The sequence below is a fragment of the Rhodococcus sp. JG-3 genome (assembly GCF_000482405.1).
Classification (GTDB): domain Bacteria; phylum Actinomycetota; class Actinomycetes; order Mycobacteriales; family Mycobacteriaceae; genus Rhodococcoides; species Rhodococcoides fascians.
The window spans coordinates 134,206-154,645 of record NZ_KI519398.1 but is presented as its reverse complement, the minus strand read 5'-3'; the positions used below and the strand labels follow the sequence as shown (position 1 = coordinate 154,645).

Below are 20,440 nucleotides of genomic sequence, written 5' to 3'. Positions count from 1 at the left end.
ACAACGCGCACGAAGGAGGCTAGGATCAGCGCCATCATGGTGCAGTCCTCGCGCACGGTCCCGCCGTATCGGGTGCCCCCGACAGCTTTGGTAGCTGCTGCCACGGTCTGGAATCGACGCGAAGCGTACTGGTTTCTCGTCGCGGTGATCGTGCCTGCCGCATGCTGGTCGAGGTATCCCGCGCTGGTGCCGTACATGTTCGCGATCGTTCTGTTCGGGGCTCTGGTGTTTCGCTATCGACGGATCGCCTCGGGGGTGTCGATGCTGCGCTGGGGAGTGATCGCACACGTCGAGACCGTGGACACGGCACTGCGCGGCGATCGCAACCTCCGACTCGCACACGCCACCGGGTGGAATGTCCAACGGCGTTGGTACACAGGACCGTTGACGGAATCTACGGTGCGCTATCGAGCGGGGGATGCGCGCGGGCACCTGTTCGTTCGGGGACTGCCGTTCACCACCGGTGTGGTGCTCGCGCACTCGAAACACCCGGCTTCAGCGATGGTCATCAGCGACTTCCCCTGCGATCTGCAACTGGACGGCACGGGACGCTGGGCGGCAACGTTCCCGCAAGGATTCTGGCGACAGGCATCTGCGACGGTCGCGCTGTACGGCTACGCCGTGGCAGGTCTCGCGGTCTCGCTCGGGTATCGCTGACGGCAATCGGCTCCCCAGACTCGGAAATATGCCTCTGATCGGAGGCACATTTCCGAAACCGGGGAGCCGATTGCCCGCCGGACCTACGGCAACGACGGCAATTGCGTGTCCACAAGCCATGCGTCCCACAGGGTTCGGGGGCAACCGAAGCGAGAGGCGAGGTCGGTGAAGTCGGCGGTCGCCACGGTGGAGTAGCGGTATTTGGAGGTCCATTCCTGGATCAGGCCGAAGAATCGTTCGTCGCCGATGGTGCGTCGCAGTGCGTGCAAGGCCAGCGCGCCGCGCTTGTAGACGCGGTCGTCGAAGATGCGGGCGGGCCCGGGATCGGTGAGCTGCAGATCCATCGCGAGCCCTCGCTGAATGGTGTGCGCTCGCTTGGCCTTGTCGTGAGCCGTTGCGCCGCCGGAGTTCTCGGCCCAGATCCATTCCGAGTAGCAAGCGAATCCTTCGTGCAGCCAGATGTCTGCCCACTTGCCTAGGGTGAGGGAATTGCCGAACCACTGGTGGGCCAATTCGTGTGCAACCAGGCGCTCGTAGTACCGGGAACCCGAACAGTGGTTGGCACCGAAGATGGACAGGCCCTGCGCCTCGACCGGGATTTCGAGATCGTCGTCGGTCACCACCACGGTGTACGCCGCGAAAGGGTAAGGGCCGTAGAGCCGTACGAAGGTGTCCATCATCTGGGGTTGACGGCCGAAGTCGTGGTCGAACTGAGCTCGTAGCCGCGGGGGCGTGATCGCGTTCATCGGCACCGGTCCCGGGCTGACGACGCGATGCTCGTACGGGCCGATCTGAATGGTCGCGAGATAACTGGCCATCGGCTCGGGCTGCTCGTACACCCACGTGGTCCGGCTGGCCCGAGTCTGCTTGCGTACCAACGTGCCGTTGGCCACCGCGTAGTACGGCGAATCGGTGGTGATGGTGATGCCGTAGCTCGCCTTGGACACCGGGTGGTCGTCACACGGAAACCACGATGCGGCACCGTTCGGCTGACTCGCGACGATTGATCCCTCGGTGAGCTCTTCCCAGCCGACCTCACCCCAGAAACCGTTGATGGGCTTGGGTGTTCCGCCGTACGCCACCGTGACCACCAGTGCCGCTCCGGACGCGATGGGCTTGGCGGGAGTGATCTTCAGCTTGCCCCGCTGGTGGCTGAACTTCACCGAACGTGACCCGTTGACCGACACCTTCGACACGTTCATCGCCGGGCCGAGATCCAACGCGAATTTCGACACCGTCGCCGTGGTGACCGCGGTGATCTTCGCTTTGCCCGTCAATCGGTTGCTCTCGACCTTGTACTCGAGGTCGAGTTCGTAGCGCGAGACGCGATAGCCGCGATTGCCGTTCTGCGGAAGATACGTATCGATCGGATTGTCACTGGAGTCGACGTCGAACACCGGTGCCACGAGCCTGTCCGGCATTGAAGATCACCCCTCGTTTCGGTCGTCGCGAATCCGCGGAAAGGGATCACCCTTGGCCCACGGTGCGATCGGATTGCCCTGCCAACGAGTATGCGCGGGAACCGTATCGCCGCGCATCACCAGAGAGGCAGGCCCCACCGTCGCACCATCACCTATACCCGATGCAGGCAAAGCGACACAGTGCGGTCCCAGGGTTGCGCCTCTGCCGAGATCGACGGTGTCCATGGACATGATCCGATCATGGAACAGGTGCGTCTGCACAACGCACCCTCGGTTGACCGTCGCACCGTCGGCCAACGTCACGAGGTCTGCCTCGGGGAGCCAGTACGTCTCGCACCACACACCTCGACCGATGTCCGCCCCGAGCCACCGCAGCCACATGTTGAGCACCGCGGTGCCCTCGGCAGCGCGCGCGAACCACGGTGCGGCGACGGTCTCGACGAACGTGTCGGCCACCTCGTTGCGCCAGACGAACGAACTCCACAGCGGATGATCGGTCTTGCCGATCCGGCCGACCCACAGCCACTTCGCGGCCGCCGACACAGCTGCAGCCACGAAGCCGGCGACGAGCAACACGACACCGCTGAGCGCGGCAGCGAGCCAGTAGCCGATCGAGTCGGCAATCGCGGTCAGTCCGAACAACACGCCGAGCCCGATGCCGAACGTCACGACGACGGGAATCAGCCGGCACGTCTCTACGAGTGAACGGGCGATCTTCAACTTCCGAGGCGGGTCGAACGTGCGCGACGAGTCGGCACTGCCTGCCGCGCGGCGCAACCGGACCGGTGGACTACCGAGCCATGACGAGCCCGACTTCGCCTTGTCCGGAGTTGCCGACAGCACCGCAACGAGACCGTTCTTCGGGACGGTCCGCCCCGGTCCCGTCATGCCGGAGTTTCCGAGGAACGCCCGCTTGCCCACCTTGGCGTCGCCCAGGTGCATCCAGCCGCCGCCGAGTTCGTAGCTCGCAACCATGGTGTCGTCGGCGAGGAACGCGCCGTCGGCGACGGTGGTGAACTTGGGAATCATCAGCACTGTCGACGCCTCGACGTCCTTGCCGATCTTCGCGCCCAGCAACCGGAGCCAATGCGGTGTCAGCAGCGACGCGTAGAGCGGGAACAGGAAGGTGCGCGCCGAATCCATCAGGCGTTCGGTGGCCCACACCTGCCAGCCGATGCGGCTGCGCACGGGGTGGTAGCCGCCGACGAGACCGATGCCGAGCAACCGCACCGCGACGACGGTGATCAGCGCGAACACCGCCAACGACACCAGAGTGGCGACGGGCAGCATCACCAAGCCGCGCTCGAAGGCCCCCAGCACGGAGTCCGCGGTGTGAATCCACCAGCCCATCAGCACCAGGCTGACGCCGATGGAGAACAGGGCCATGCCGGAGAGGAACAGCGACGCGACGCCGTAGGCGAACACCCACTTGGTGGCGCGCGGCGGGGTCTCCGCCGGCCACGGATGATCGGCCTTGCCCACTTTCTGCGCGGGCGAGCCGGACCACATCTGGCCGGCCTTGACTCGTCCGACGACGGCGGAGCCGGCCGTCACGACCGCGTTCTTGCCGACCTTTGTGCCGGGCAGCAGCGTGGAGCGGGCACCGACAGTGGCACCCGCACCGATCTCGATGCCGCCGATGTAGACGAGATCGCCGTCGATCCAATGACCGGACAGGTCGACCTCGGGCTCGATGGAGCAACCGTCGCCGAGTTCGAGCATGCCGGTCACGGGCGGCAGGGTGTGCAGGTCGACGCCCTTGCCGATCTTCGAACCGAGAGCGCGCGCGTAGTAGACCATCCACGGTGCACCCGAGAGGTTGGACGCGCCACTGGCATCAGTCAATCGCGTTGCCGCCCAAAGCCTTATGTGCATACTGCCGCCGCGTCGATATGCGCCGGGTTTCAACCCCGCCAGCAGTATCCGTGAGCCGATCACCGAGATGGCCATGCGCCCGACCGGGGTGATGAACAGGACGAATGCGAGCAGAATCCACCACCACGACAGCGTCGGAGCCCACGGCACATCGCCGAACCAGGCCATGACGTTGAACAGCAGGCCGAGCCAGGTGACCCACTGCAACCCGGTCAGGGTCGTCAACGGCACGGTCGCCAGAATCTGCGCCCACTGCGCGGTGCGGGACGTCGGTGCCACGTCGCGGGGGATTGCCTCCACGACAGGCTTCAGGTCGTCCAGATACTGTGCCAGAGAACCCAACCGCGGGTGGTCGTAGAGCTGCGCGACGGTGATCTCGGGGAACCGCTCGCGCAGTGCCGTCACCAGCTGAGCGGCCGACAGTGAACCGCCGCCGTTGGCGAAGAAGTCGGCGTTCTCGTCGTTGACCTGAGCGCCGAGGATGTTGGTCCACAACTCGGCCACCCACCCCGCGGTACCTCCGAGCGCCGACGCGCCCGCCATGCCGGGCAGCGGCCACGGGAGCGCATTGCGGTCGACCTTGCCCGAGGTACGTGTGGGCATCTCGTCGACCAGCGCGAGCCGCGGTACGAGCGCCGACGGCAACTGCTCGGCCAACAAGGCGCGCGCGGCCTCCAGGTCGAAGTCGGGATTGGTACTGGCGAGATATCCCACCAGAACCGAGTTGCCCGCAGCGGTCTTGCGGACTGCCGCGGCCGCACCGCCGACGCCCGGAAGTGCTTGCAGCGCATTGTCTATCTCGCCCAGCTCGATGCGTCGGCCGCCGAGCTTGACCTGGTCGTCGGCGCGGCCCTGGAACAGCAGTCCTTCGAGCTCGAGCTTCACCAGATCGCCGCTGCGATACGCCCGGTCCCACCCGAGAGAGGGCATGGGTGCGTACTTCTCGGCGTCCTTGGCCGGATCGAGATACCGGGCGAGGCCGACGCCGCCGATGACGAGCTCGCCCACTTCGCCGACCGCCACCGGAGTGCCCGAGGCGTCGACGACCGCCAGATCCCAACCGTCCAGCGGTAATCCGATGCGGACCGGACCTTTACCGTCCATGATGGACGCGCACGCGACAACCGTCGCCTCGGTGGGGCCGTAGGTGTTCCAGACTTCACGGCCTTCGACGGCCAGCCGCTCGGCCAGCTCGGGTGGGCATGCTTCGCCGCCGAAGATCAACAGCCGCACCGCTTCCAGTGCCACGGCGGGCCACAGTGACGCCAGCGTAGGCACCGTCGAGACGACGCTGATGTCTCGGGAGACGAGCCACGGACCGAGGTCGAAGCCGGATCGCACCAGGGAGCGCGGGGCGGGCACCAGGCAGGCGCCGTGCCGCCACGCCAGCCACATCTCCTCGCAGGAGGCGTCGAACGCGACCGACAGGCCGGCGAGCACTCGGTCTCCCGGCCCCAGCGGATCTTTCTGCAGGAACATCCGAGCCTCGGCGTCGACGAACGCCGCGGCGTTACGGTGGCTGACTGCAACACCTTTGGGAGTTCCGGTCGAACCTGAGGTGAAGATCACCCACGCGTCGTCCTCGGGTGTGGGCGGCTCGGGCACCGGAGTACCGCCACCCAGTTCAGGCGCATTCTGTTTCGGCGCGGTGCCGGCAGCGATACCGCCCGCAGTGACGATGGCCGTCACCTGCGCCTCGCCGAAGACCAGTTCGGCGCGCTCTTCCGGATCGTCGGCGTCGACGGGTACGTACGCAGCCCCGACCTCGAGGATCGACAGAATCGCGACGTAGAGCGAGAAGGACCCCGACGGCATCCTGATGCCGACGCGGTCGCCGCGCCGGACACCGGCGTCGGCGAGCCACTGGGCACCCTCGGCGATGTCGTCCAGCAGTTCGGCGTAGCTGACCGACACCGTCCCGTCGTCGATCGCGGGTGCATCCGGGAAGCGATCGGCGGTCTCCTGCAGTACGTCGATCAGTGTGCGGGCCGGCGGGGCAAGGGGCGAGCGGAGAAACGCGGCCGGAGCAGGTGCGATATCCGTGCTCGAACCCGGCAGATCGTTCTCTTGGTGCACAGGCAACCGGGTGTCCTTCTCGTTCGTTGGCAGATGACTCTCGTGGTGCTGGGGAAAGCAGCGCCGTTGGTTATCTCACGTTCTGTTTGCCAGCAGGTGAACGAGCGCGCCTTCCCACCGCGGAAATCCTACTGCTGTGTCGGAGCGATCCCCGGCTTGACAAAACCTGGCGGGTTTGCCAGTGTCTTGACCACGGTCACGAGTACCAGCATCGAGCCCCGGCTTGCTGGTCGGCAACCCTCCTTCGCGGTGGGGTGCTCCGGGTGACGACCAGGCTGACACCGAAAAATCGGTGCGGCAAGCGCGGACTCGTTCACGAATATCTTCCGTTGCGGGTCCCTCGAACGTGAGGGCTTGATCTGTCATGACGTCTGTACTTTCCCGTCCCTGCACACCTTTTGCCCCTGTTTCCGGCACGGAGTTGCAGGTTCCGTTGGTTCACGGCGGCACGTGCACCTACGCCAATTTCGATTACGCGGCCAGCGCGCCTGCGCTGTCGGCGGTGACCGATCGGATCGCGGAGTTGCTGCCGTTCTACTCGAGCGTGCACCGCGGGGCCGGCTACGCGTCTCGGGTGTGCACCGCGGCGTACGAGAAGGCGCGAAAGACCGTAGCTGATTTCGTTGGTGCACAAACGAATTCAGTGGTCGTGTTCACGCGCAACACCACCGATTCGCTCAATCTGTTGGCCGCGTGCGTGCCGGGGGAGACCGTGGTGCTCGATATCGAACACCACGCCAACCTCCTTCCGTGGCGCAATCGCCGAGTGGTGGTCGCAGCATCGACGCTGGCCGAGACGCTCGCCCGGCTCGACGCCGAACTGGCTGCGAAACCTGCTGCGCTACTGGCCATCACGGGTGCATCGAACGTCACCGGCGAAGTGCTCCCCATCGCGCAACTGGCCGATCTCGCGCATCGCCACGGTGCCCGGATCGTCGTCGACGGCGCACAGCTCGTTCCGCACCGTCGAGTGGACATCGCCGCACTCGGTGTGGACTATCTGGCGTTCTCCGGTCACAAGCTCTACGCTCCGTTCGGCGCGGGTGTGCTTGTGGGAAGCCGTGATTGGCTCGACGCGGGCGAGCCCCACCTGGCCGGCGGCGGTGCCGTGCGCAGTGTGACGATCGAGCACACCGACTGGGCTCCCGCACCGCAGCGTCACGAGGCGGGAACGCCCAACGTGCTCGGAGTCGCCGCGCTGGCGGCGGCGTGCGAGGCCATCGCGTCGTTCGACGAGGATGCCGCGACGGCGCACGAGCGGGAATTGTCCACCCGATTGCGGGACGGGTTGGCCGCACTGAAGGGTGTCGAACTGCTGCAGGTGTGGGCCGACGCGCCCGACGTCGTCGGCATCGTCACCTTCACCGTCGCCGGCCACGACCCCGGTGAAGTGGCGGCGTACCTGTCGGCCGAACACGGCATCGGAGTGCGCGACGGAAAGTTCTGCGCCCACCCGCTGCTGCGCCGGCTCGGTCATGCCGACGGTGCCGTGCGGGCCAGTATCGGTCTCGGCAGTTCCTCGGCCGACGTGGACCGACTCGTCGACGCGTTGGCAGCGTTCGTCGAGTCCGGGCCGACATGGGCTTACGCCGAAGAAGCCGGGTGGTGGAACCCCGTACCGGACCCTCGTCCCTTCCCCGCCCTGGCCGACGGGGCCGCCGGGGTTGGATCCCCGTGCAGCCCCACAGGCAGTTAGCATGGCGTCATGACCGTGAGTGTCGTGTCGCGTGGCAATCGCCACTGGTGCAACAGGTATGTCGATCTGTGCCGCACTGCGTCCGGGTCGTGTTCGAGTTCGGCTCCGCTCCGACCGCATGCGCATCCCGACCGACGAATCAGGACCACCACTCATGTCGCACAATCACACCCGCATAGCCATCGAATCCGCTGACGTCTGGACCGAGCTGACCGTCGGGCCCGAGGTGAACACCGTCAGAATCGTTGCCTCGGACCTGCGGGAAGCTCAGCAGCAACGCGCCCGGTTGCACGCGGAAGCCGTCGACCGCGGTGAATCGGCCGACAATCTCGCGGTCTTCCTCGATCTCGAGATCTACATCGCTGCCGACGCCAGGACGGCCCGTCGGGAATTCGCCGCACTCGACGCGCCGGCAAGCCCGTCGTCCATCCGCTACGTCGGTACCCCGTCGGGACTGGCGAGTTTGATCTCCGACGTCACCGCGGCCGACGTCGCCGACGGCGTGACGCTGCAGGTACACGGCGAGATCGAGCGGCAGTCGACGTTCCTGGCCGCGGGAGTGTTGCCGCTCCTCGAATCGCGCGGCACCCGCCTCGACACCGACGTCGTCGACGCGATCCTCGGCGCACCCCGAATTGCCCCGACCCTTGCTTCCTAGGTCGTTCGAGCTCAGGTGACGTCGATCGCCAGACCTGCGGTGATGCGCAGCAACTCGGAGTACGACGAGCGGAAGATCGTGTCGATGTGCCCGGCCGCGGCCCACAGTTCCGGGTGGGCCGCAAGGTCCTGATCGACGAAAGTATCCAAATTCGTCGGATGGCCCACCGGAGCGATTCCCCCGATCGGCTGGCCGGTGGCGTGCTTGGCGGTACGCAGATCGGCCCGGGCGAGCGTGCCGCCGAGACGCTCACCGGTGTGCTCGAGATGAACATTGTGAGCCCCGGACACCAGGAGCAACACCGGCTCGTCGTCGAGCAGAAACACCATCGACTTCACGATCGCACCCACCTCGACGCCCAACGCAGCTGCGGCGTCGGCGGCGGTGTGGGTGCCCTCGGGACTGTTCACCACCACCCCGTGATGACCACGAGAAATCAGGGTGTCGGCAACATGGGCTGCATTCGGATGAAGTAGCCGGGACATGCCCCAACCCTATTGCCACACGACCGTTTACGCAGACAGGTCGAGATCACCGAACAATCTCAATCGCGCCATTCCCCCGTCGGGGAAGATGTCCATTCGCACCTCCGACACCGGGGCGTCGTGGTCGAGGACGAAGCGATGCCGAGTGTCGGGCTGCAGTGTCGTTCGCGGCAGGAGTTCGATCCAGTCGCCGTCACCCAGTCGCCCTTGCAGGGACGCCGCGCCGGGGGCGTTGCCCAGGAAGCAACTGGTGTCCAGCTCGGCCAGCCGAATTCGGCCCGTGCCGGCGAGCTGCACCTGCACCCAGTCGTTGGCGTCGTTGCGTCGACGCGAGGTCTCCCAGCCTTCGCCCATCGAGCGCGGCGGGCCGGGGAACAGCAGATTGTTGGGGGAGCTGTAGAACATGTTGGAGCAGGCCGAGACGTATGCGCCGTTCTCGAGCGCAGCCAGATCGACGGGCCCGACGGCGAGGAACTTCGGGTCCGGCACGCCGCGTCCCAGTACTCGCAGCCGAGCGACGCCGCCGTCCGGGTAGATGGACAGCTTGACGTGCGTCCACCGGGCGTCGGACGCGACCTCGAATCGGTTCTCGCTGTCGCCGTCGACGGCACTACGGGCAACGATGGTCGTCCATTCCGTCTCGTACAGCTCGGTCGGTGACGGGAATCCGGTCACCTCGGCGGCCTCGACCGAAATTTCCGGCGGGTAGTTGCCGGTGAACCACGACGTGTCGACGATGACGGCCGATACGACACCGGCAGCTCCGAGTCGCACGATCGCCTCGTCGTGGCCGGCCTCGCGTCGGCGCCGCGTCTCCCACCCGTCGTAGATCTGCCCCTTGTGCCCGAACGTCGCGGTCGAGTAGTCGGCTTTGCCCGGTGTGATCAGATTTTCCTTCTCGGCGAACGTCTCGTCGTTCGCCCACACCACTGCGCCGCCGAGTGTGCGGACAGCGAGATCGGGCATCGGCAGAGGGAAGGTGGCAGTCATGGGATGCCACTTTACTGGCTCGGCATCGATTCACCGGCGCTGCGACGACGGCGCAGAACCGCTGCCGCAGCCATCAGCAGCACGCCGATCAGGATGTAGAGACCCAGTCCGAGTGCCGGCTGCCCGACCCCCGCACCCGAGAAGTACACGATGCTGCGCACTCCTTCGGTGCCGATGCCCGGGGTGATCCACCGGCCGATCGACGCGTACACATGCGGCAGTACGTTGGCCCCGAAAGCGCCTCCAGCGCTGGGATTTCCGAGGATGACGAACAGCACGATCGCCGCCGGTACCGCAGCCACTCCGATCAGGGCTCGCAGACCCATCGTGAACAGTCCGGTGGCGAAGACGACCCCGGTGCCCAGCACGGTGAGCGGAAACCAGTGTCCGGCAAAGGTTCCGAGTACGTGGGTGGTCAGCAGTGCTCCCAGTGCGCCCGAGGCAATCGAGTACGCGGCGAGAATGCCGACGTGGACACAGGTTTCGCGTCGGGTCGTCGGTGCCCCGATGAGGAGACCGAAGGCGGCCGCGAGGAGGTAGCCGCCGACGACCCAGCCCACCGACAGATAAAAGCCGGACAACCCACGGTTGTCGTGCACACCGACCGGGATCTCGTCACGCACCACGAATTGGCGCCCCTGAGCGGCATCGACCTCGGTGAAGATCGATTCGAGGGCGGTCGCCACCGAGCTGCCGGCAGCGCTCGCGGTGATCAGTGTGTCGGTGCCGCTCGAGCCGACGACGTAGGCACCGAGGATGTCCCGATCGCGGAGCAGAGTGCGAACCTCGGCGGTGTCCGCTGCCGTACGCGCGTCGAGCGGCGCACCGTCGATGGCGTCGAGGCGGTCGGCGGTCTGCTGGTCCAGGCCGGCGGGAAGCCCGGCCTCGGTCACCACGACGATCGGAATCGCGTGGGGAGTCGGCTGATGGAACGCCGACACGTAGCTGAGGATGAAGCCGAGTTGCAGCACCAGCACTGCGGCGGCGAGTAGTGACATCTTGCGCATGAAAAGTGCTCCTGAACATGTCGAGACTCGAAGACCTTGTCGATACCCGAGGTATTCAATACTCTAGGTATCGTGAATGCCGAGCAGCAAGAAGAGTGGCGATCGACACAGCCACAGCGCAGGCCGCAGCGCACCGATGTGCGAGAGAGACTGCTCGCCGCAGCCGCCGACGAGTTCACCGAGCGCGGATACGCGGCGGCCAAGCTCACCGACATAGCCGATAGGGCCGGCTTCACGAAGGGGGCCGTGTACTCCAACTTCGATTCCAAGCAAGGGCTGTTCGCCGAACTGCTGGCACAGCGCTCACTCGATCTCGCCGCCCGAGTACTCGCTCACGTGTCCGACCTGGACCCGCAGGCGGCAGCGGGAGCCGGCGGCGGCGAAATCGCATCCTGGGTGGTCGCCGAGCCGCGGTGGCCACTACTGACCGTCGAATTCGGGATTCTCGCGGGCCGAGACCCGGTGGTCGCCGAGCGTTACCGCACCGACCGCCGTGCCCTCCGCTCCGAGCTCGAACGACTCATCGCCGATCGAGCGGTGCAATGGGGTGTGGGGGAAGCGTTCGATGCTCGACGCCTCGCGATGTCCTTGGCTGCGTTGATCTCCGGATTGGCCGTGGAACATTCGGTGGATCCGGAGGAGATCGACCGGTCCGTCATCGCCGATGCCGTGTCGGAACTGTTCGCCGGAGCGATAGCCAGAGCACAGCTCGATTGAGGGCTGCGCTACCGGGTACTCCGGGTTCATGACTGCTCAGAATCCAGAACCCGATGAGACTGCCGGCCTCGAAGCGGGCGGTAGCGTGACGCCGGGCGATACTCCTCCAGCCGAGACAGCAGTCGGTGGGCCCAACCACGAACCGCCGCAGCGCAGCCGAGTGATGCCGATCGTCGTCATCGTTCTGGTGGCATTGTTGGCAATCGTGATCGCCGGTGGCCTGATCGGCCGAGTCGTCGGCCTCTTCGGCTGACCTCGCGATATCAGTACGGCGGCCAGCCGCCTTCGGGACCCAACAGTCGGCCGAGGCGACGGTGATCGATCTCGACCAACTCCCTGCGCATGACCAGCCGTTCGGTCGGTTCGTCGTTGTCGAGTCGATGGCCGAGCTCCATCAGCACGTCCCTGGGTTCGAAACCGTCGGGAGCCATCATCAGGTTCGAGACGTACCGCCAGCCGAATTTCGATTCGTACGCGCGCGCCGCGGTGCCCAGGGCGCTACGTGATTCTGCGTCCATGGCCGTGCACATCTTGTTCGGCTCGGGCAGCGTCGCGGCCAAGGCGTCGATGACGTTGTCGGACAACTCGTTCAGCTCGGCGGCCGCCGCAGTGAACAACTCGTCCCGCGACCGGTACGGGCGACCGTCGGCGAGACGTGAGGCCCAGGCAACCGAACAACAACACTCGTAGAGCGCGTGTACCGCTTTGCGACGCGGCAGATCGTTGAATGTCTCGAGACCCAACCCCTGATGCATCAACATGCATGAATGATGGGGGACCGGAGTCGGCCATTGCCATAGCTGAGCAGGCTCTTAGCGCAGACGTTACTCGGCGTAACACGCCCTGTGGGTACTGCTGCGTCTGCCGCTAGGCTCGCAGGCATGACCGAACGGAACTGGACCGCATTCTCTGTGGAGATCGCAGACCACATCGCGCACGTGACACTTCTCGGGCCGAACAAGGGCAACGCCATGGGCCCTGATTTCTGGAGCGAATGCCCAGAACTGTTCGACCGACTCGATGCCGATCCCGAGGTACGGGCCGTGGTTCTCGCGGGCTCCGGGAGGAACTTCACCTACGGTCTCGACCTGCCGGCCATGGCCGGAACGTTCGGACCGCTGATGGCCGACCAAGCACTCGCCGGACCCAGGACCACGTTCCACGACACCATCAAGACGATGCAGAAGGCCGTCAACGCCGTGGCGGACTGCCGCAAGCCCGTCGTCGCCGCAGTGCAGGGTTGGTGCATCGGTGGCGGCGTCGACCTCATCACCGCCGCCGACGTGCGATACGCCAGCGCCGACGCGAAGTTCAGCGTCCGCGAGGTGCGTGTCGCGATCGTCGCCGACATGGGATCTCTCGCTCGACTCCCCGCAATTATCGGCGACGGCCACCTGCGTGAGCTCGCGTTGACCGGCAAGGACATCGACGCGGCGCGCGCCGAGAAGATCGGCCTGGTCAACGACGTGTTCGAAGACCACGATGCCGTCCTCGCGGCCGCCCGCGAGTGCGCCGCGGCCATTGCTGCGAACCCGCCCCTGGTTGTGCAGGGCATCAAGACCGTCCTCGACCATTCCCGGTCGGCGAGCGTCGACGACTCGCTGAGATTCGTTGCGGCCTGGAATGCGGCTTTCCTCGCCTCACACGATCTCACCGAGGCCATCACCTCGGTGTTCGAGAAGCGTCCGGCCCAATTCACCGGTAGCTGACGTGGTCGAATACGCCGAAGAGCTGGGTACACAGCTGGTTCGGCTGCAGCGGATTCGGGAGCGCAACATCGCGCAGATCTCGTCCTCGGGCGTCGTCGACGGTGCCGCCTACGTATGCCTGTTCCGCCTGCTGCGCGACGGACCGATGCGGTCCAGCGAGCTCGCCGCGATGGTCAACTCGGACCCGTCCACGGTCAGCAGGCAGGTAGGCCAGCTGGTCGAGCGAGGACATGTCGCTCGGGTACCCGACGAACGTGACGGGCGGGCATTCGTTCTGGCCGTCACCCCGTCCGGCGAGGAAGCTGCAGCGGCCATCCAGCAACGCCGCACCGAGAACCTCGGACGAGTCATCGAAGGATGGGCCGAGGAGGATCGGGCGACGCTGGTCGGACTGCTGGACCGATTCTTGACCGATTACGAGACCATCAGACCGGACCTGCCCACTCAACGCCCGGGTAACGTCTGAGCCTCGGACTCCGAGAACTCGGTGCCGACGGTCGAGTCGTTTCGTACGCTCGAGCCCTGCCTCGACGGCCGGGGCGCGACGCCGTCGTACGCGAATGCTCGGACTGCTCGGAACGGACGGAGGGGACGCGATGCCAACCGATCACGACCTACCCTCCCCGTCGTCCGAGATCGGACCCCGATCGGGCTCGATCCGGCTCGAGCGTCGCGTGGCCCGGGGTATCGCAGTGCTCGTCCCGTCGTTCGGCGTGATCGGCGCGATCATCATGCTGTCGGACGACGGTCCGGTGGGCACGACAGCCGTGCTGATTTGCACGATCGTGCTGCTCTCCACCCTGCCGGTGGGAGCGTGGTGGTGGTTACGGTCGGTGGACGCCTCGCACATGCCCGGATGGTTTGTGATCTATGCGGACGTGGGGGTGTCGGGGCTACTGCTGACCTTTGCGGACCGGGACCTGGCTCTGTACGGGGCTGCCCTGTTCTCGGTGATCGGCACCTACATCGCATACTTCTCCCGCCGCAACGTACTGAAATTTCACACGGCGTTCGTCAACGCCGTCATTCTGCTGCTCGCGGTTCTGGCCGTCCTCGAACGCCCGGACGACCCGGCCTCGATCGTCGCGCGCGCTCTCGTCACGGTGCTTGTGGTCAACTCGGTGCTCGCCTTTCGCGCCGTCATCCAACGCCAGCTCGACCTCGCCAACACCGACTCCTTGACGGGCCTGCTCAATCGGCGCGGTCTGGAACTGCGGCTCGAGCGGATGCTGGGCAGATTGGCCGTCACTGAATCCGTGGCGTTGATGGTGGTCGATCTGGACCAGTTCAAGCGGGTCAACGACACCTTCGGCCACGCGATGGGTGACCGGGTTCTTCGTCGGACAGCGCGGCGGCTGAGCGCTGTCACCGGTAGACGTCCGTGCGTGGCGCGGACCGGAGGTGAAGAGTTCACGATTGCCGTTCCGGTCGACGCCGACTCCGCGAAACACCTGGCCGACGACATTCGCGAGGCGGTGCACGATCCAGGCGACGACGTGCCGGTGACGGTCAGCATCGGGGTCGCGATACTCGATGCCGGCCGGTGGCGGTCGGCCGATTCGTCCTACGAGTCGGCCGAGTTGATGCACAACGGACTGCTCGACGCCGACGCAGCGATGTACGAGTCGAAACACGCGGGTGGAAACAAAGCAACGGTGTACACCGGCACCTGACATGCCGGTGTACACCGTTGGTCGTTCCCGGGAAACGTTCTGGGGAGAACGAATCGAACCGTCAGCGCAGAGCGCTCTTCGAAGTCTCAGCGCAGAGCGCTCTTCGGGTCGTTCCACAGCTGGTCGGTGAAATCCTCCAACGCGACGAGCACGATGGTGTCCTCGGTGCGCCTGAGAATCGACTTGCTGGCCCGCACCTGAACGATGTCGCCGGTCTTGTCGGTCATCCGCCACAGGGAGTCCGCACGGGTGGCGACGGTGGTCAGGAACATCTCCGCGACGTTCACGCCCTCCGGAGCTCGATCCGGGAAGATGTCGTGCAGGTGGAAGTCCTCTCGTTCTGTCCGGTCGAGTCCGAACAGATCGTCGAAGGCCTCGTTTGCGAACACGATGGCACCGGTGGGATCGACAGCCAGAATCGGTACCGGGATCCGGTCGAGAACGACGGTCACCGGCAGATCGGGGAACTGGGTCGGGTCCGATATCGGCCGCGACTCCAGATTGCGCCGATCACCGGCGGTGCCGTTGGAAGTGCTGTCGGTCATACGTCTCCCCAAACTGTGGTTCGTCGGCTCACGGCCGAAACGAGGTGTTGTGATGCCGAAAGGATCAGTGACCCGGATTGTCCGTCAAACGCTTGAAGGACGCAGCGATTTCGGCCTCGGCTTCTGCGCGACCCACCCAGTCTGCACCGGTGACGTGCTTGTTGGGTTCGAGATCCTTGTAATGGACGAAGAAATGCTTGATCGCGTCGAGCTCGAAGGTCGAGACGTCGCTCAGGTCCTGGATGTGATCCCAGCGGGTGTCGCCGGCCGGCACACACAGCACCTTGTCGTCGCCGCCTGCTTCGTCGACCATCTTGAACATGGCCACCGGGCGGGCCTCGACGATGACACCGGGGTACACCGACTCGGGCAGCAGCACCAGCGCGTCGAGCGGATCGCCGTCCTCGCCCAGGGTGTTCTCGATGAAACCGTAGTCGGCCGGATACGCCATCGCGGTGTAGAGGTAGCGGTCGAGGCGAACACGTCCGGTGACGTGGTCGACCTCGTACTTGTTGCGCTGCCCCTTGGGGATCTCGATGGTGACGTCGAACGACACGTGCAGTCCTCACTGTCTTGGTTCGAGCCCGACCGGACTCGAGTGGTTTGCGAATGTCTCTATGGTGGCGGCGCAAGGCTACCGGACCCGAGGATACTGTTGACTCGATGATCATGGGTACGACCACGGCAATGACGGAGGAACGGTGGCGGGGCTGACACGGCGATTCCTCGGTCCCATGGCGGGGCGTAGACGCAGGAAGAAGCGGTTGATCCTCACGCTGTGCGCGGTGTTCGTCGTGGTCCTTGCCGTCACGACCGCCGCTCTGGTGCTGCCCAGGGTCTCCGAGAGTGCCGACGCCGCGATCGCACCCCCACCCGAGACGGTGCTGCCGAACCCGTCGATCACCGCGTTCCCCGACTCCGCCCCGGTGCCGAGCGCAGCCGGTCTCGCGGGCGCGTTGGCACCCGTGGTGGACGACGCCGCGCTCGGCACCTTCACCGGAACCGTGGCCGACGCGCAGACCGGCCAGATCCTGTGGTCGCAGAATCCCGACACGCCCATGACTCCCGCATCGACGACCAAGGTGCTCACGGCAGCGGCCGCGATGCTCGCGCTTCCGTCCGACCACCGCGTCGCGACCCGGGTGGTCCAGGGCAGCGGTGAGGGCAACATCGTGCTGATCGCCGGCGGCGACCCCACGCTCACCGCCCTGCCGGTGGGTACGACCGGGTTCTATCCGGGAGCGGCGCGTATCGACGACCTGGTGGAGCAGATCCGTCGCAGCGGAACCGCAGTGCGCAGCATCAGCGTCGACACGTCCATCTACTCCGGCGACACGATGGCCCAGGGCTGGTTCCCGGCCGACATCGCCGCCGGATCGATCACCCCGATCGAACCGATCATGCTCGACGGCGGCCGCTCGAACCCCCTCGTCGACGAATCGCCGCGTAGCACCACGCCTGCCCTCGATGCCGGCCGCGCCCTCGCCGCGGGACTCGGCGTCGACCCCGCTGCGGTGACGACGGGCAAGGCGGCGGAGGGTGCCGATCAGATCGCATCGGTGCAGTCGGCCCCGTTGCGAGATCGGCTGCAGCAGATGATCTATCGGTCCGACAACGTACTCGCCGAAGCGGTGGGCCGAGAACTCTCGCTCGAGATGAACACGGCGGCAAGCTTTTCCGGGGCGGTGGCGTCCATCGGCCAGACCCTGTTCTCGGCCGGCTTCGACATGGCCGGTCTGTCGTTGCAGGACGCGAGCGGACTGTCGGTCGACGGCAGGATTCCCGCGCGCCTGCTCGATCAGGTGCTGACGTCGGCAGCCGGGAGCGGTCAACCGGCACTGCGGCCCATGCTCGACTACCTACCGGTCGCCGGTGCCACCGGAACGCTGTCCGATCGGTACGCCTCGGGTGATCGCACCGGTGCCGGCTGGGTTCGCGCGAAGACCGGAACCCTCTCCGCTGCAAGCGCTCTGGCGGGGTACGTCGTCGACGTAGACGGTCGGATCCTGACGTTCGCCCTGATGTCCAACGACCGGCCACCCGATGTCAGTCGACCCGCCCTCGATGCCGTCGCATCGACCCTGAGAATGTGTGGTTGCCGATGAGCACCGAAACAGCAACCGCCGACGACAACGACGCCACGTCCGGGTTCGCCGGCGCAGTCGACTGGGCGGTGGCCGCGAAGGCCGGAGCGAGATTGGCCCGCCGAGGGCCGGCCACCTCGCGATACACCGCCGCCGCAGCCGTGGAAGAGCTTGCCGCAGCATCGGTTCGGGCCGAGGGTCCGGTGCGGGAGACGACCGGTCTGGCCGACGGTCTGCCGGTGCCCGACGCCCAGGTGGTCGATCGAGCAGGATGGATCGCAGCGGCGGCCGCGTCGATGAAGCACCTCACCGGGGACGAGAACGAGGCACCCCCGACCGGACTGCTCGGTGGCAAGCCCGCCGGGTTGCAGGCCGGTGCCATGCTCGCGTTCCTGTCCAGTGCCATTCTGGGACAGTACGATCCGTTCACCGGTGAGAGCGGCACCCTGCTGCTGGTCGCACCCAATGTGATCGCCGTCGAACGTGCACTTCGCGTCTCGCCCAGTGATTTTCGACTCTGGGTATGCCTGCACGAGGTGACCCACCGAGTGCAGTTCTCCTCCGCGCCGTGGCTCGGGCAGTACATGCGGGACAACGTCGGATTGCTCTCCGACGGCACCGACGAGCCGATGTCCGATGTCCTCACTCGGCTGAGCGGCGCTCTGAAGGCCAGGAAGAATCCCGGCGGATCCGCCGAGGACGCCGGCATCATCGGTCTGCTCCGCGCGACCCAGCCCGAGCCGCAGCGGCAGGCGATCGACCGGCTTCTCGTTCTCGGAACACTGCTCGAAGGTCACGCCGACCACGTCATGGACGCCGTCGGACCGGCAGTCGTGCCGTCGGTGGTGCAGATCCGCCGCGCGTTCGATCGGCGACGCCAACGCAAAGTCAACCCCGTGCAACGCGTCGTGCGCACGCTGCTCGGGATGGACGCGAAGATGGCGCAATACGTACGCGGCAAGGCATTCGTCGATCACGTCGTCGGCTCGGTGGGAATGGAACGCTTCAACACGGTGTGGACCGGGCCGGACACTCTGCCGTTGCTGTCGGAGATCGAGGACCCGGATGCGTGGGTCGCGCGAGTCCTTGGCTGAGCCTGCGGAACGACCCATGCTGCCCGAGTCTCCGGCGTTGCTGGAGGTTCGGCGAGCGGTGCGGGGTTGGTTGGCGGCGCATCCCGGCCCGGTAGCGGTGGCGTTGTCCGGTGGTGCGGATTCACTGGCGCTCACTGCGGCGACGGCAGCCGAGGCTTCGAACGTGACGGCGCTGATCGTCGATCATGGGCTGCAGGCGGGATCGGCCGAGGTGGCTGCCGTCGCCGCCGAGCGTGCCCGGTTGCTGGGCGTCGACGACGCCCGAGTGCTGACGGTGACCGTGGCCGGTTCGGGCGGGATGGAAGCTGCCGCTCGCCGAGCCCGATACGACGCATTGGACGGCGCGCGCGGTGATGCCTCGGTGCTGGTGGCGCACACTCTCGACGATCAGGCGGAGACGGTGCTGCTGGGCCTCGGTCGCGGCTCGGGGCCGCGGTCCATCGCCGGAATGGCAGCGTTCGACGCCCCGTGGGGTCGGCCGCTCCTCGGGGTCCGCCGCGCCGTGACGCGGGCCGCGTGCGCGGAGCTGGGACTCGAACCGTTCGAGGATCCGCACAACACCGATCCCGACTTCACTCGGGTGCGACTACGCCACGAGGTGTTGCCGTTGCTCGAGGACGTGCTCGGTGGGGGCGTCGCTCCGGCTCTGGCCCGCACGGCCGAGCAGTTGCAGGACGACGGCCGAGCGCTCGACGCCATTGCCGCGGCCGTCGTCGATACGAACACGCGCGAGTTGGACGTCTCGGTGATCGAATCGTCCGACCCTGCGATCCGCCGCCGAGTGGTACGGCGCTGGCTCCTCGGCCGGGGTGTGACGTCGTTGTCGGACCGTCAGATCCGCGCTGTCGATGCGCTCGTCGTGCGCTGGACCGGGCAGGGCGGAGTTGCGCTGCCTGGGGGAACGCCGGAGGCGAGGTTGGTGTGCTCGCGTCGGCATGGCAGGCTGAGCGTCGGCCTGGAGAACGAATGAAGGGAAACCCCGTGTACGAGGGCGACATCGAATCGGTTCTCATTTCCGAGGAACAGATCAAAACACGGACCGCGGAACTCGCAGAGGAAATTGCCAAGCGGTATCCCGAGGGTGCTCCCGAAGGCGACTTGCTGCTGGTCGGCGTTCTCAAGGGCGCGATCATGTTCATGACCGACTTCGCGCGGGCCCTGCCCATCCCGGCGCAGCTCGAGTTCATGGCGGTGAGCTCCTACGGCTCGTCGACGTCGTCCTCCGGCGTCGTCCGGATTCTCAAGGACCTCGACCGCGACATCACCGGACGTCACGTGCTGATCGTCGAGGACATCATCGACTCGGGTCTGACACTGAGCTGGCTCAAGCGCAACCTGGCGACCCGGTCGCCCGCCTCGCTGTCGGTGGTGACGTTGCTGCGTAAGCCCGACGCGATCAAGGTCGACGTCGAGGTCGCGAACGTGGGCTTCGACATCCCCAACGAGTTCGTCGTCGGCTACGGCCTCGATTACAACGAGCGATACCGCGATCTGCCGTACATCGGTCTGCTGGACCCGAAGGTGTACAGCTGATCCGAGTTCTTTCGGCTCCGCCCGTGTCGCTGCGCTGGACCGTCCGTCAATGGACCATTGCCGCGCCGAGACGTATGCAATGGTCCATCGATCCGGATAGTGTGCGGCGATACACGGGGAACTGCCGGGGGAGTGCAGTCGTTGGAGGGGAAGAAGCGTCGACGCCGACAGGCGCGTGGACGCAGAGCGCCAGGTAAGAGCGAGTCCGATGTCCGAGTCT

Annotated in this window: 20 protein-coding genes and 1 riboswitch; of the genes, 12 read left to right on the top strand and 8 right to left on the bottom strand. The window is 66.2% G+C overall.

Annotated features, from left to right (window positions below; all coding sequences use genetic code 11):
• The first annotated feature begins 36 nt into the window (after positions 1-36).
• Positions 37-657, top strand: a complete 621-nt coding sequence (locus K414_RS0101850) for a hypothetical protein (protein ID WP_027494391.1) — start codon at positions 37-39, stop codon at positions 655-657.
• Positions 658-740: 83 nt separating this feature from the next.
• Here the strand turns inward: K414_RS0101850 and K414_RS0101845 are convergent, their stop codons facing one another.
• Both K414_RS0101845 and K414_RS25800 read right to left on the bottom strand, forming a co-directional pair.
• Positions 741-2,078 carry a M1 family metallopeptidase gene (locus K414_RS0101845; protein WP_032364488.1) on the bottom strand — a complete coding sequence of 446 codons (1,338 nt, stop codon included), beginning with the start codon at positions 2,076-2,078 and terminating at the stop codon, positions 741-743.
• A gap of 6 nt (positions 2,079-2,084) precedes the next feature.
• On the bottom strand, positions 2,085-6,029 hold the full coding sequence (locus tag K414_RS25800) for a Pls/PosA family non-ribosomal peptide synthetase (protein ID WP_237606413.1): 3,945 nt from the start codon (positions 6,027-6,029) through the stop codon (positions 2,085-2,087).
• Between the two features lie 194 nt (positions 6,030-6,223).
• Positions 6,224-6,339: riboswitch (SAM riboswitch) on the top strand.
• Positions 6,340-6,393: 54 nt separating this feature from the next.
• Between K414_RS25800 and K414_RS0101835 the strand changes: the two genes are divergently transcribed.
• Together K414_RS0101835 and K414_RS0101830 are read left to right on the top strand one after the other, a co-directional pair.
• Positions 6,394-7,725 (top strand): aminotransferase class V-fold PLP-dependent enzyme, encoded by a 1,332-nt coding sequence (locus tag K414_RS0101835; RefSeq protein ID WP_027494389.1) that lies wholly within the window; start codon positions 6,394-6,396, stop codon positions 7,723-7,725.
• Positions 7,726-7,879: 154 nt separating this feature from the next.
• Complete coding sequence (locus tag K414_RS0101830) at positions 7,880-8,383, top strand: hypothetical protein (protein ID WP_027494388.1); 504 nt, start codon at positions 7,880-7,882, stop codon at positions 8,381-8,383.
• 11 nt (positions 8,384-8,394) lie between these two features.
• Here K414_RS0101830 and K414_RS0101825 read toward each other — a convergent pair whose 3' ends face one another.
• Genes K414_RS0101825 through K414_RS25795 form a run of 3 tightly spaced genes read right to left on the bottom strand, consistent with a single transcriptional unit; the run spans position 8,395 to position 10,865 of the window.
• A complete protein-coding gene (locus K414_RS0101825; RefSeq protein ID WP_027494387.1) occupies positions 8,395-8,868 on the bottom strand; it encodes a YbaK/EbsC family protein in 474 nt (157 codons plus the stop codon).
• A 27-nt stretch (positions 8,869-8,895) separates the two neighbouring features.
• On the bottom strand, positions 8,896-9,858 hold the full coding sequence (gene alc, locus K414_RS0101820) for an allantoicase (RefSeq protein WP_027494386.1): 963 nt from the start codon (positions 9,856-9,858) through the stop codon (positions 8,896-8,898).
• A gap of 11 nt (positions 9,859-9,869) precedes the next feature.
• Entirely contained in the window at positions 9,870-10,865 is a 996-nt protein-coding gene (locus K414_RS25795) for a hypothetical protein (protein WP_037218812.1), read from the bottom strand.
• 138 nt (positions 10,866-11,003) lie between these two features.
• Here K414_RS25795 and K414_RS0101810 point away from each other — a divergent pair, with 138 nt between their 5' ends.
• Together K414_RS0101810 and K414_RS0101805 are read left to right on the top strand one after the other, a co-directional pair.
• A complete protein-coding gene (locus K414_RS0101810; protein ID WP_027494385.1) occupies positions 11,004-11,582 on the top strand; it encodes a TetR/AcrR family transcriptional regulator in 579 nt (192 codons plus the stop codon).
• A 28-nt stretch (positions 11,583-11,610) separates the two neighbouring features.
• The gene (locus tag K414_RS0101805) at positions 11,611-11,835 is read left to right on the top strand and encodes a DUF6480 family protein (protein ID WP_027494384.1); all 225 of its coding nucleotides are present in this window, start codon (positions 11,611-11,613) and stop codon (positions 11,833-11,835) included.
• A 10-nt stretch (positions 11,836-11,845) separates the two neighbouring features.
• On the opposite strand, the gene K414_RS0101800 is transcribed toward K414_RS0101805, so the two are convergent.
• Positions 11,846-12,343: a 2-oxo-4-hydroxy-4-carboxy-5-ureidoimidazoline decarboxylase gene (locus tag K414_RS0101800; protein ID WP_027494383.1), complete on the bottom strand. Its 498-nt coding sequence runs from the start codon at positions 12,341-12,343 to the stop codon at positions 11,846-11,848.
• Between the two features lie 120 nt (positions 12,344-12,463).
• Here K414_RS0101800 and K414_RS0101795 point away from each other — a divergent pair, with 120 nt between their 5' ends.
• The 3 genes from K414_RS0101795 (at position 12,464) to K414_RS0101785 (ending at position 14,964) form a co-directional block, all read left to right on the top strand.
• Positions 12,464-13,291, top strand: coding sequence for a crotonase/enoyl-CoA hydratase family protein (locus K414_RS0101795; RefSeq protein ID WP_027494382.1), 828 nt, complete (start codon positions 12,464-12,466; stop codon positions 13,289-13,291).
• 1 nt (position 13,292) lies between these two features.
• Positions 13,293-13,757: a MarR family transcriptional regulator gene (locus K414_RS0101790; protein ID WP_027494381.1), complete on the top strand. Its 465-nt coding sequence runs from the start codon at positions 13,293-13,295 to the stop codon at positions 13,755-13,757.
• 130 nt (positions 13,758-13,887) lie between these two features.
• A complete protein-coding gene (locus tag K414_RS0101785; RefSeq protein WP_027494380.1) occupies positions 13,888-14,964 on the top strand; it encodes a GGDEF domain-containing protein in 1,077 nt (358 codons plus the stop codon).
• Positions 14,965-15,050: 86 nt separating this feature from the next.
• Here K414_RS0101785 and K414_RS0101780 read toward each other — a convergent pair whose 3' ends face one another.
• Together K414_RS0101780 and K414_RS0101775 are read right to left on the bottom strand one after the other, a co-directional pair.
• Complete coding sequence (locus K414_RS0101780) at positions 15,051-15,509, bottom strand: PAS domain-containing protein (protein WP_027494379.1); 459 nt, start codon at positions 15,507-15,509, stop codon at positions 15,051-15,053.
• 64 nt (positions 15,510-15,573) lie between these two features.
• Positions 15,574-16,065: an inorganic diphosphatase gene (locus K414_RS0101775; RefSeq protein WP_027494378.1), complete on the bottom strand. Its 492-nt coding sequence runs from the start codon at positions 16,063-16,065 to the stop codon at positions 15,574-15,576.
• Positions 16,066-16,243: 178 nt separating this feature from the next.
• Here K414_RS0101775 and dacB point away from each other — a divergent pair, with 178 nt between their 5' ends.
• From dacB to hpt, 4 genes are read left to right on the top strand one after another with little or no spacing between them, the layout of a single operon-like run.
• Positions 16,244-17,614, top strand: a complete 1,371-nt coding sequence (gene dacB, locus K414_RS0101765) for a D-alanyl-D-alanine carboxypeptidase/D-alanyl-D-alanine-endopeptidase (RefSeq protein ID WP_051365287.1) — start codon at positions 16,244-16,246, stop codon at positions 17,612-17,614.
• Entirely contained in the window at positions 17,611-18,687 is a 1,077-nt protein-coding gene (locus tag K414_RS0101760; RefSeq protein ID WP_027494376.1) for a zinc-dependent metalloprotease, read from the top strand. The genes dacB and K414_RS0101760 overlap by 4 nt, the downstream gene beginning before the upstream one ends.
• Before the next feature lie 16 nt (positions 18,688-18,703).
• Positions 18,704-19,657, top strand: coding sequence for a tRNA lysidine(34) synthetase TilS (tilS, locus tag K414_RS0101755; RefSeq protein WP_027494375.1), 954 nt, complete (start codon positions 18,704-18,706; stop codon positions 19,655-19,657).
• Between the two features lie 11 nt (positions 19,658-19,668).
• Entirely contained in the window at positions 19,669-20,220 is a 552-nt protein-coding gene (gene hpt, locus K414_RS0101750) for a hypoxanthine phosphoribosyltransferase (RefSeq protein WP_027494374.1), read from the top strand.
• Positions 20,221-20,440: the final 220 nt, after the last annotated feature.

Coding starts and splice junctions, on each gene's coding strand:
- K414_RS0101850 (WP_027494391.1), top strand. CDS start 37: ATGGTGCAGTCCTCGCGCACGGTCCCGCCGTATCGGGTGCCCCCGACA.
- K414_RS0101845 (WP_032364488.1), bottom strand. CDS start 2,078: ATGCCGGACAGGCTCGTGGCACCGGTGTTCGACGTCGACTCCAGTGAC.
- K414_RS0101835 (WP_027494389.1), top strand. CDS start 6,394: ATGACGTCTGTACTTTCCCGTCCCTGCACACCTTTTGCCCCTGTTTCC.
- K414_RS0101830 (WP_027494388.1), top strand. CDS start 7,880: ATGTCGCACAATCACACCCGCATAGCCATCGAATCCGCTGACGTCTGG.
- K414_RS0101825 (WP_027494387.1), bottom strand. CDS start 8,868: ATGTCCCGGCTACTTCATCCGAATGCAGCCCATGTTGCCGACACCCTG.
- alc (WP_027494386.1), bottom strand. CDS start 9,858: ATGACTGCCACCTTCCCTCTGCCGATGCCCGATCTCGCTGTCCGCACA.
- K414_RS25795 (WP_037218812.1), bottom strand. CDS start 10,865: ATGCGCAAGATGTCACTACTCGCCGCCGCAGTGCTGGTGCTGCAACTC.
- K414_RS0101805 (WP_027494384.1), top strand. CDS start 11,611: ATGACTGCTCAGAATCCAGAACCCGATGAGACTGCCGGCCTCGAAGCG.
- K414_RS0101800 (WP_027494383.1), bottom strand. CDS start 12,343: ATGTTGATGCATCAGGGGTTGGGTCTCGAGACATTCAACGATCTGCCG.
- K414_RS0101795 (WP_027494382.1), top strand. CDS start 12,464: ATGACCGAACGGAACTGGACCGCATTCTCTGTGGAGATCGCAGACCAC.
- K414_RS0101785 (WP_027494380.1), top strand. CDS start 13,888: ATGCCAACCGATCACGACCTACCCTCCCCGTCGTCCGAGATCGGACCC.
- K414_RS0101780 (WP_027494379.1), bottom strand. CDS start 15,509: ATGACCGACAGCACTTCCAACGGCACCGCCGGTGATCGGCGCAATCTG.
- dacB (WP_051365287.1), top strand. CDS start 16,244: ATGGCGGGGCGTAGACGCAGGAAGAAGCGGTTGATCCTCACGCTGTGC.
- K414_RS0101760 (WP_027494376.1), top strand. CDS start 17,611: ATGAGCACCGAAACAGCAACCGCCGACGACAACGACGCCACGTCCGGG.
- tilS (WP_027494375.1), top strand. CDS start 18,704: ATGCTGCCCGAGTCTCCGGCGTTGCTGGAGGTTCGGCGAGCGGTGCGG.